At 62.9% G+C, this 9,425-nt stretch carries 11 protein-coding genes and 1 tRNA gene; 6 read left to right on the top strand and 6 right to left on the bottom strand.

Annotated elements, in window-relative coordinates; translation table 11 throughout:
- Window positions 1-386: 386 nt before the first annotated feature.
- The 4 genes from GC148_RS09155 to GC148_RS09140 all read left to right on the top strand — a co-directional run bounded on the left by GC148_RS09155 (window position 387) and on the right by GC148_RS09140 (window position 2,701).
- The gene (locus GC148_RS09155; protein WP_291070370.1) at window positions 387-764 is read left to right on the top strand and encodes a helix-turn-helix domain-containing protein; all 378 of its coding nucleotides are present in this window, start codon (window positions 387-389) and stop codon (window positions 762-764) included.
- Window positions 765-895: 131 nt separating this feature from the next.
- Window positions 896-1,585 (top strand): hypothetical protein, encoded by a 690-nt coding sequence (locus GC148_RS09150; RefSeq protein ID WP_291070369.1) that lies wholly within the window; start codon window positions 896-898, stop codon window positions 1,583-1,585.
- 4 nt (window positions 1,586-1,589) lie between these two features.
- Entirely contained in the window at window positions 1,590-2,351 is a 762-nt protein-coding gene (locus tag GC148_RS09145; protein ID WP_291070368.1) for a hypothetical protein, read from the top strand.
- A gap of 122 nt (window positions 2,352-2,473) precedes the next feature.
- The gene (locus tag GC148_RS09140) at window positions 2,474-2,701 is read left to right on the top strand and encodes a hypothetical protein (RefSeq protein WP_291070367.1); all 228 of its coding nucleotides are present in this window, start codon (window positions 2,474-2,476) and stop codon (window positions 2,699-2,701) included.
- A 129-nt stretch (window positions 2,702-2,830) separates the two neighbouring features.
- On the opposite strand, the gene GC148_RS09135 is transcribed toward GC148_RS09140, so the two are convergent.
- Window positions 2,831-2,906 (bottom strand) — tRNA-Lys (locus tag GC148_RS09135).
- Between the two features lie 115 nt (window positions 2,907-3,021).
- On the opposite strand from GC148_RS09135, the gene GC148_RS09130 reads away from it, so the two are divergent.
- Window positions 3,022-3,636: a hypothetical protein gene (locus tag GC148_RS09130; protein WP_291070366.1), complete on the top strand. Its 615-nt coding sequence runs from the start codon at window positions 3,022-3,024 to the stop codon at window positions 3,634-3,636.
- Window positions 3,637-3,643: 7 nt separating this feature from the next.
- Here the strand turns inward: GC148_RS09130 and GC148_RS09125 are convergent, their stop codons facing one another.
- The 3 genes from GC148_RS09125 to GC148_RS09115 all read right to left on the bottom strand — a co-directional run bounded on the left by GC148_RS09125 (window position 3,644) and on the right by GC148_RS09115 (window position 6,309).
- Window positions 3,644-4,783, bottom strand: a complete 1,140-nt coding sequence (locus tag GC148_RS09125) for a serine hydrolase domain-containing protein (protein ID WP_291070365.1) — start codon at window positions 4,781-4,783, stop codon at window positions 3,644-3,646.
- Window positions 4,784-4,907: 124 nt separating this feature from the next.
- Window positions 4,908-5,771, bottom strand: a complete 864-nt coding sequence (locus tag GC148_RS09120) for a division plane positioning ATPase MipZ (RefSeq protein ID WP_291070364.1) — start codon at window positions 5,769-5,771, stop codon at window positions 4,908-4,910.
- A 73-nt stretch (window positions 5,772-5,844) separates the two neighbouring features.
- Window positions 5,845-6,309 carry a hypothetical protein gene (locus tag GC148_RS09115; protein ID WP_291070363.1) on the bottom strand — a complete coding sequence of 155 codons (465 nt, stop codon included), beginning with the start codon at window positions 6,307-6,309 and terminating at the stop codon, window positions 5,845-5,847.
- Window positions 6,310-6,376: 67 nt separating this feature from the next.
- On the opposite strand from GC148_RS09115, the gene panC reads away from it, so the two are divergent.
- Window positions 6,377-7,258, top strand: a complete 882-nt coding sequence (panC, locus tag GC148_RS09110; RefSeq protein ID WP_291070362.1) for a pantoate--beta-alanine ligase — start codon at window positions 6,377-6,379, stop codon at window positions 7,256-7,258.
- Here the strand turns inward: panC and GC148_RS09105 are convergent.
- Window positions 7,242-8,336 carry a histidinol-phosphate transaminase gene (locus GC148_RS09105; protein ID WP_291070361.1) on the bottom strand — a complete coding sequence of 365 codons (1,095 nt, stop codon included), beginning with the start codon at window positions 8,334-8,336 and terminating at the stop codon, window positions 7,242-7,244. The genes panC and GC148_RS09105 overlap by 17 nt on opposite strands.
- Before the next feature lie 55 nt (window positions 8,337-8,391).
- Entirely contained in the window at window positions 8,392-9,372 is a 981-nt protein-coding gene (locus GC148_RS09100) for a LacI family DNA-binding transcriptional regulator (RefSeq protein WP_291070373.1), read from the bottom strand.
- Between the last annotated feature and the right edge of the window lie 53 nt (window positions 9,373-9,425).

Here is a 9,425-nt window from a genome sequence, read left to right as displayed (position 1 = left end):
TCAAGAATAGCTCGGCGCAGAAGCCGAAATCGAAAAAGGAGAAGGCATCGTCTTGACCCGCAAATGAAACTCGAAAGATAGTCTAAAGGCGGGTCAGTTCTCGATGGAAACCCCGGGTCAGTTCTCAGCAGAAATCAACACTCTCCAATTTCGGCAAGCCACAGCGAACACCCACGTCCGAGTTTGATCGCAAGATCCAGGTCATCCATTCGGGACGGATGCCTGATCCCGTGAGGTTAGGCAATGTCGCCTTCGGGCCAATCTCGGTCATGAATAGCTTGCGCGATCAATGACTGACTTAAGGCCCTTTGCAGACACAGATGTATCTGGAGCATTTGGGTGCTAGGCTTCAAAAGGTCATTGCAAGCCTCAACCGGGACCCAACTTTGAAAAAGCCGAAGAAGAAACGCGCAGATCGAAGCGCGACCGAGACTGACTTTGTCGTCGGCGCCAATGTTCGGCGGCTGCGGGCGGAGGCGGAACTGACTTTAGCCGAACTGGCGGCTGCGTTGAGTATCAGCCATCAGCAGCTCCAGAAGTACGAGACGGGCGCGAACCGGATCTCTGCCGGCATGCTCTATGAGCTGGCGCGCTTTTTTGCGCAGCCTGTCGATGCATTTTTTGAGGGCAGCGAAGACCCAGAAGCGGAAGATGCGGACCTCATCCGCGCTAGGCGCAAATGCCACGCGATCATTGAACGAACCTCGTCGCGAGAGACGCTGGAGTTGATGGCAAAAGTCATACGCTCAATGTCGGGCGATTGAAGTCTATCAGACACGGCGTTCTTCAGCAGACAACCGTGCCGCACAAATCGGGTCTTTGAGCTGGGCCCTCCCGAACATCTACGAACGTCCACGGAACGATGCTTGCTCCGAGCCCCATTTTGCCAACAGATTTGGGCGAATATCCGGAGACGGACGGCATGGGTGGTTTCGGCAGCGGTGGTCACAACAGCAAAGGTCGAAGCCTCGTCGAGGCCCAGTACCGGCTTGATGCGAGCAACCTGCAGCGCCGGGGCCTCACCCGCCTCGGCAATGTCTCGCAGCTCAGCTGGAAGGACCATGACGGCAGTATCGGCCGCTCGATCCGGGTCATCGGCGGCAACGATGCCATCACGCTTGAATACTCCTGGCGAAAGAGGGACGGCGCCTGGCAGGCACATTCCGAGCGGGTTGAGCTTGACCGCGTCGCGAGAAATCTCGGCGGGGAGGAAACCTACTTTCTTTGCCCGCGCTGCTCCGTTCGCGTGAAGCGCATCTACGGGGCTGGTGTCCGATACCTTTGCCGAACCTGTCACGCCCTGGTCTATGCCTCGACACAGGAACGACCCGGCAACAGGGCAACCCGCAAGAACCAGAAGCTGCGCCGGAAGCTCGGGGTGGAGATCGGACTCGGCGACTGGGTCGGGCCGAAACCCAAGGGGATGCACCAGAAAACGTTCGACCGGTATCGCGCGCGGATCCAGATCGCGGAATCGGAAGTCTACGACGACATGCTGGTGCTGCTCGGACGCATGGAGAAACACCGCGTGAATCACACCGCCAAGATCCGCCGGCAGTTCGCTGCTTTGCCCTTCTGGAGATGAAGTCTTGAGCGAGACAGCCATTGTCCTCCCGAACCGCGTTGAGCCCTCTCCCTACGAGCAGGCGCTCCTGCCCTGGGAGGATGACGACGCGTTCCGGGCGTTGCGGGAAGAGTATCTTGCGGCTCACCTACCCGGCAGCCCGGCCGAACGGCATATCGTTGAACAGCTTGTCTGGTGTGACTGGCGCAGGCGCCGGCTCGTGCTTGGCGAACGCGCGTTACACCTTGCGCAGCTGGAGCGGCGGAGCAGTACGAAGCACGGAGACGATCTCGCCGAACGCGCCCTGATCACCCACGGCGTTTCCAAGATCGAGTTTTCGTCCATCGATGCGGTGACGAGTACGGCCGAGTTCGACGACGATCTGGCGGAAGATACAAAAGACGACATGAAGCACACCGAAGTTGCGCTCGCGCTCCTCGGGACAAGCCGCAAAGATGCCTACGAACAGGCTGTGGCCGCCCTGCGCGAGGACAGCCGGGAATACTGGGAAAACCATGGTCCCGGGGACGACCCGGAGACCTATCCTCCGAATGCCGAAGGCCTGCAGCGGTTCATCAAGCGCGAACTTGTACCTCTGCTGAACCGGAACCAGGCCGAAGCGAAGTTCCGGCCGGACGTCCGCCTGCAAGCCTGGGGCGAGAGCCTCGATCCTGACCGGATGGACCGTCTGATGCAGCTCGATGAGCGGCTGCTCAGGCAATATGACAAGCTGCTCGGGATGCTGCTCAAAGCCGGCCGCGCACGCGCGACACCCTCCGGCGGCTGAACAGCCGGCTGTCCGCGACTTTCGCTTTGGGTCCGCGATGGTCGCTATTCGTGACCTTCATCTTTGGGTAGTGCGACTCCCCTTAAAAATTGTCCGAAGGATTCTCTCGCGGGAGGGGCATGATGGCGCGGCAGCAGCTTTGGACGTTCGACAGCGCGACGGTTGATTTCGAAGACCTCGATGCGGTGGTCACCGCGACCCACGGACCGAGCCTCGCCCAGATATGCATCCGGTTCCGGCTAAGCCGCGCACAACTCAGCGGTGAGGTCGACACCTTGCGCCGGCGTCTGGAATGCCTTGCCGTGGACAAGGTTCTGGACCTCGCATCATTCCTCGATTTGCCGGGTTGAGAGCGGCGCTGGGGGCGACTCGACGGATCTCTGACCGCGTCGATTTGCGTTTTGGCACACTTGTGGCACACTTTGGTGAAATCCGCTTCGGAGAGGCGGTTAGGTCGCTGGTTAGTGTCTTGAAAAAATTGGTGTGCCCAACAGGGTTCGAACCTGTGACCTACTGATTAAAAGTCAGTTGCTCTACCAGCTGAGCTATGGGCACCACCGGACGGTCTGAATCGACCGAAGCGGCCATTTAGGCTGCGCGAAGGGGCCGGTCAACCGCTACCTGCACGGTGCGGCTTGATGCAGCCGCTATTTTATCGTTCCCTTGGCTCATGAAGGTATTTTTTGCTGCTTCTGTGCTGGTTCTGGCACTCGTCGGGTGCGCCAGCCGCGATAAACCGGCCGAATCCGGCGCCGACGGCTCCCTGGCGCAGAATGTCGAAGCCGCCGCCGACAGCACCGTCACCCAGACCCAGGACGGGTTTGCCGACGCGGCGCTGGCGCCGTTGGAGGACCTGAACCTGCGCCGGGAACAGATTCCCCCGCTGCTGGCAGCAATGAAGTCGCCCTACGACCTGCCGGTGGACCTGTCTTGCGAACAGATCGCGTCGATGATCGTCGAGCTTGATGCCGTCTTGGGCCCCGATTGGGACACCGCCAACCCGGACGAGCGCCTCAACACCGAGAAGCTGGCGGACGAAGCGGCCGATGCGGCCCTGGGCGCAGTCGAGTCGGGTGTGACGGGGTGGATCCCCTATCGCGGCCTGCTGCGCGAAGCGACCGGCGCCGCCGCGCACCAGCGCAAGTATAACCAGGCCTACAAGATCGGCGCCCAGCGGCGCACCTACCTCAAAGGCTACGGCCTCGCGATGCAGTGCGACCTGCCCGCCAAGCCGGACTTCGAAAAGATGCAGGCCGATGCCGACGGCCGCATCGTCTACAAATAGCGATTGGTCAGGCGGCCATCGCGCCCCAGGCTGCCATCAGGATCATGAAGGCACGCATGTCGCCCGTCGTGGTCGCCGCCATCTTGTTCATGGCGTAGGCGTAAGTGGCGCGGGCATCCATGTCGATCACGACCAGCGAGCCGCCATACCCGCCCCAGTAGATCGTGTTGGGGTTCGGGAACGGCACAGCGCCGCCGGCGAGGCCAAAGCCCATGCCGTAACGAACCGGAATGCCGAGGATCTTGTCATGGCCCTCGATCTGCAGTTCCAGCGCCTTGCGGCAACCGGCCTCGGACAGGATCTGCTTGCCATTGGCATACCCGCCATTCGCCATCAGTGACTGAACCGCCGCGACAGAACGCGCATTGCCCGTGCCGCCAGCGGCCGGAATTTCAGCGCCGCGCCAATCCCGCGTGCGGGTGTCCAGGGGATTGATCGGAGGGTTGGACGACATGTTCGCCACCAACGGGCTGACCTCGCCCTGACCAATGCCGGATCCCGGCGGCGGCGGCGTCAGGTCGGCCACGCGGTGGTCTTCGGAGGCCGGGAGACCGATATGGAAGTCAGCGCCAAGCGGCCCCGCAATCTCCTTGCGGAAAACCGTGCCGACCGTCTCGCCGGCCACCCGGCGCACGACTTCGCCCACCAGATAGCCTTGCGTCATCGCGTGATAGCCCGGCGCTGTGCCCGGCTCCCAGTACGGCGCCTGCGCGGCGAGCAGGCTGGTCGCCTTCTCCCAATCGTAGAGGTCTTCGCGCACGAGCGGCTCTTTCCAACCCGACAGGCCGGCGGAGTGGCTCATCAGGTGCGCCACCGTGACATCTGCCTTTCCGTTGGCGGCAAATTCGGGCCAGTATTTCGCCACCGGCGCTGCGAAATCGAGTTCGCCCCGGTCCGCCAACAGCAGCGCCGTCAGGGCGGTCATCGTCTTCGTCGTCGAATAGACGTTCACGATCGTGTTCTTTTCCCAGGGGCGCGTCTGGGCTTCGTCGGCCCAGCCGCCCCAGAGGTCCGCAACCGTCTCTCCGTCCACCGTCATGCAGAATGACGCGCCGTTCTCCTGCCCACCTTCGAAATTGGATTCGAAGGCGGCGCGCACGGGCGCGAATTTCTCCTGCACGAAACCGTGGCTCTCGATCTTGCTCATTCCGGACCTCCCCTGCGCCGGCCCTGTTCTTCGGGCGCGTACGCACGACAGGAGTAGGCACCCCCTGATGGCGAGGCAAGATTGCATTGCCTCGCTTGTCGCAGGGGAACGTGGGTGGGCAGCGCTAGAAGCTGAACTCGGCGCCGACGAGTTCGGGCAGCTGCAGGACGATCACGAGATCGCGCAGCTCCTGACGGGCGGCCTTGTGGCTCATCGTGAAGGCGACGTTCGAGTTCGCTTCGCTGAGGTCCAGCAGCGTCAGGCCGGCGGGGAAAAGTTCGCGGTAGATCACGCGCTCGGACAGACCCGGCGCCAGGCGGAAACCGATCCGCTTGGACAGGTTTTCGAGCGCGCCGCCCACGCGCTCCTTGTTGCGGGCCGCCAGCGGCGACATGCGGTTGCGCATCACCACCCAGTCGATCGGGCGGCGGCTGGTCTGGGCTTTCTTCTTGCGGCAGTTCCAGACCATCTCGGAATAGAAGCTCGGCCGCAGCACTTCGAGAGTCTGCGGGTTCACATCGCCCAGCAGGTCGAAATCCACGAAGCTGTCATTCAGCGGCGTGATCAGCGTATCGGCATACATATGCGCAAGACGCGACAGGAACGTGTCGCCGCCGGGTGCGTCGATGATGATGAAGTCGCAGTCGCGCTTGAGGCGCGCCAGTGAGCTCAGGAAGCGCTGGCTTTCTTCGGCTTCGGCCTTGTCGAGATCGCGCTCCTGGCTGGCATCGACGCGCACGATCGCCGGCATCGGCAGCGTGGCGCCGGTATTCTGCATCCAGCGGGTGCGATTCTCCAGATACCGGGTGAGCGAGCGCTGGCGCACGTCGAGGTCGATCACACCGACCTTCTTGCCGATGCACAGAAGCGCAACGCTGAGGTGGATCGACACGGTGGATTTACCCGCGCCGCCCTTCTCGTTGCCGATGACAATGACGCGGGCCTCAGCTGCCTGCGGCGTGATGTCGGCCAAGCCGGTCCGGCTCATGGAAGACATCCCGTCGGCGGGCATCAAGGCTACTCCACAATCTGCACGGCCTGAGGCCGGCTAAACCAACAAATCACGCAACGCGTGGAAGTGATTCAATAGACGCGGAGGGTTTCTGAAGTGTTAGGGAGCTCTCGATGAAGAGGTCGTCATCGTCGAAGGCCACGACATTTGTCAGCACCGGAACCGGGGCTGCAATTTCGTCGAACAGAGCCGGATCGAGCGCGACCGATGACGCGGCCACGGGAACGTAAGCTTCTTCAGCCGACAGCGGCATCTTGGTGAGGTTCGAGAGAACCGCACGCAGACCGGCCAGCGCACCCGACACCCGGCCATATTCCTGGTCGAGCATGTAGGCCTCGGACGAAACGGCCGCCTGCGGACGATCGAACATCCAGCTGTCCGTCAGGTCCTCAGCTTCCGCACCGCTGCGCCTGGGTTCCGGTTCGCGAACGCTGATGCTGGCCTTGCGCAGACCGAGCGTGACAGCTCCGAAGAGCGCGAAGGAACGAACAGTGTTAACGATGCGGTGTGTCATGACTTGGAAATTCCGGCCTATGGGTTAACAACCCGTTTACTTCATCCCGAAGCAGGGCGTTATCAAAGTGAATTCCACGACAGAAAAGACCGTCACCGTGCTGCGCACGCGTGTGGCGCTACAGCAACAGGTGCGTGACTGGACAGCCGCAGGCGAAACGGTCGGATTCGTGCCCACCATGGGCGCCCTTCACGAGGGTCATATCTCCCTCGTTGAAAAGGCAAAGGAAAACGCCAGCCGGACGATCACGAGCATATTCGTTAACCCGACCCAGTTCGCGCCCGGCGAAGATTTCGAAACCTATCCCCGCCGCGAAGCGCACGATCTGGCCCTGCTCGCAGAGGCCGGATGCGATGTCGTTTATATGCCCGGTGTTGCAGAAATGTATCCCGATGGTTCGGTCACGGACGTTCGGGTGAACGGCATGTCGGACCTACTGGACGGCATCTACCGCCCGCACTTCTTCTATGGCGTGGCGACAGTCGTGGCGCGGCTTTTCCTGCACGCGCAGCCGGATGTCGCTGTTTTTGGAGAGAAAGATTTCCAGCAGCTGCAGATCATCCGCCGGATGGTGCGCGATCTGGGCTTCCCGATTCGAATCATCGGCGGCGAAACCCGGCGCGAGCGCGACGGCCTCGCCCAATCGTCCCGCAATCTCTACCTCTCTCCCGAAGAGCGCCGTATCGCCGGCGCGATGTACGCCGCCCTGCACCGTGCCTCCGTACGCCTCGCGATCGGCTCTCTGCCCGGCGAAGTCCGCGCCGAAGCCGAATCACACATCCTCAAGGCTGGATTCAAAAGCGTCGACTACATCGCGCTGGTCGATCCCGATTCGCTGATGGCCCTCGCCGACGACGCTCCGCTCGCACAAGGCACAAACGCGCGCCTTCTAGGCGCCGGCTGGCTGGGCCGCACCCGCCTGATCGACAATCTCAGCGTTTCGCGGTGAAGGCCTGCAAGGCGTCGAGCACCCTGGTGTTGTCCTCGGCGCTGCCCACGGTAATCCGCAACTTCGTCGGCAAGCCATAGCCGCCAATCGCACGCACAAGGATGTCCGCATCCTTGAGGAACTGGTTGGCTTCCGCCGCCCGCGCGGCTGAGCCAAATTCCGGCACGACGAAGTTCGCGTGCGATTCCGGCGTCGGCAGCCCCATCGCATTCAGCGCTTCGGTCATCTTCGCGCGCCAAAGCGTGTTGTGTTCTCGCGACATGGCCAGGAAGGCATCATCGCCGACGCTGGCGATCCCGGCCGCAACCGCAAGTGCGTTCACATTGAAGGGGCCGCGGATGCGCTGGAACGTGTCTGCAATCGGTCGCGGCATGTAGGCCCAGCCGAGGCGTGCGGCGGCCAGTCCATAGATCTTCGAGAAGGTGCGCATCATCACAGTCGTATCGCGCCGGTCGACCAGATCACGCAGCGCGGCCTCATACTCCGGTCCGAGATACTCCGAATAGGCGCCGTCCACGACGAACAGCACATGCGGTGGCAGCGCGTCCTGCAGCGCCTTCAGCTCCTCGACCGACAGCATGGTGCCGGTCGGGTTGTTCGGGTTTGCGAGGAACAGGATCTTCGTGCGCGGCGACACCCCGCCGAGGATCGCGTTCACCCCCGCCTTCATGTCGGTCTCGGGCGCCTTCACGGCGGTCGCCCCGTGCGCACGCGTCGAGACCTCGTACATCGAGAAGGCATGCTCGGTGAACAGCACCTCGTCGCCCGGTCCGGCATAGCACTGGGTCAGCAGATGGATGATCTCGTCCGACCCCGCCGACGTGACCACCCGCGCTGGATCGGCAATGCCTTTGGCCATCGCAATGGCCGCCCGGAGCGCGCCATAGTCGGGATCAGGATAGATCTGCAGGCCTTCTGCCGCCGCATTCCGGATGGCTTCGACCGCACGCGGGCTTGGTCCGAACGGGTTTTCGTTCGAGGCCAGCATGGCCACGGGGCCGGTTGCGCCCTGGAGCTTTCCGCCAGGAACATAGGCTTTGGTATTGGCGATATGGTCGAGGGGCTTGATCGTGTTCATCGCCCGCGCGCTTACACCAAAGCCGGCGGGCCGGAAATGCCCTCGATTGCCGCGTTCAGGCTTTGGGCGGCGCCGTCGACTCGCGCACGACGAGGCGGTGGGGCAGCACGATGGACGTTTCCGGGCCACGCTCGACGCCGCCGAACAACATGTCCGCTGCCTTGCCGGCCTGTTCCCGGATCGGCTGGTAGATGGTCGTCAGCGAGGGCGCGACCACGGAAGCGAGCGGCGTATCGTCGAAGCCTGCCACCGAAAGGTCTTCCGGCACGCGGATGCCCTTCCGGTAGGCGGCGGCGAGCGCGCCCGCCGCCATGTCGTCATTGCTGGCAAAAATCGCGGTGGGACGAGCGCCGAGCGCCAACAGTTGCTCGGTCGCCTGTACACCGGACTCAAAATGGAAATTGCCCCGGCAGACCAGTTCGGACGAGGGCGAAATGCCATGCCGAGCCAGGCCCTTCAGGAAGCCCGCCTCGCGCAGGCGGGCCTGAGGATGCTCCGCCGGTCCTGCGATGAACCCGATACGGCGGTGCCCCAGGGATACGAGATGGTCCACCATCTCCCCGGCCGCGCTTTCATCATCCATGCTGACATGCCCGGCTTCGCCGTCCGCCTCGATCGGCGCCAGGCGCACGAAGGGGATGTCCGCTTGGGCCAGATGGCGCATGATCGCGGCGTCTTCGGTCAGCGGTGGCACCAGGATCACGCCGGCAAGGTTCGGACGCCCTCTCAGGGATACGATGCTGTCGAGACCGCCGCTGGCCTGTTCGAAGATCGCGTTGAACCCTTCGGCGTTGCAGCGCTCCAGCACGCCAATCTGGATCTCGCTCGTATAGTTGCGCGAAGGATTGGAGAAATAGACCGCGATCAGCCGGCTTTGGGCGGCCCGGAGGCTGCGAGCGAAAGGGTTGGCGCGATAGCCCAGCGTGCGGACAGCGTCCATGACCCGGGCCCGGGTCGGCTCGCGCACATTGGGTTCACCATTGAGGACGCGGCTGACGGTCTTGAAGGAAACGCCGGCTTCGCGCGCGACGTCGATGATCGTGGCCGGCCGGCTATCGTGCGTGTCGATGATCGTTCCCCGTCACTCTT

The organism is Hyphomonas sp. (assembly GCF_016125515.1).
Lineage (GTDB): Bacteria > Pseudomonadota > Alphaproteobacteria > Caulobacterales > Hyphomonadaceae > Hyphomonas.
This window is presented reverse-complemented; position numbering and strand designations above follow the sequence as displayed.

Coding starts and splice junctions, on each gene's coding strand:
- GC148_RS09105 (WP_291070361.1), bottom strand. CDS start 8,336: ATGAACACGATCAAGCCCCTCGACCATATCGCCAATACCAAAGCCTAT.
- GC148_RS09140 (WP_291070367.1), top strand. CDS start 2,474: ATGGCGCGGCAGCAGCTTTGGACGTTCGACAGCGCGACGGTTGATTTC.
- GC148_RS09130 (WP_291070366.1), top strand. CDS start 3,022: ATGAAGGTATTTTTTGCTGCTTCTGTGCTGGTTCTGGCACTCGTCGGG.
- GC148_RS09125 (WP_291070365.1), bottom strand. CDS start 4,783: ATGAGCAAGATCGAGAGCCACGGTTTCGTGCAGGAGAAATTCGCGCCC.
- GC148_RS09115 (WP_291070363.1), bottom strand. CDS start 6,309: ATGACACACCGCATCGTTAACACTGTTCGTTCCTTCGCGCTCTTCGGA.
- GC148_RS09120 (WP_291070364.1), bottom strand. CDS start 5,771: ATGAGCCGGACCGGCTTGGCCGACATCACGCCGCAGGCAGCTGAGGCC.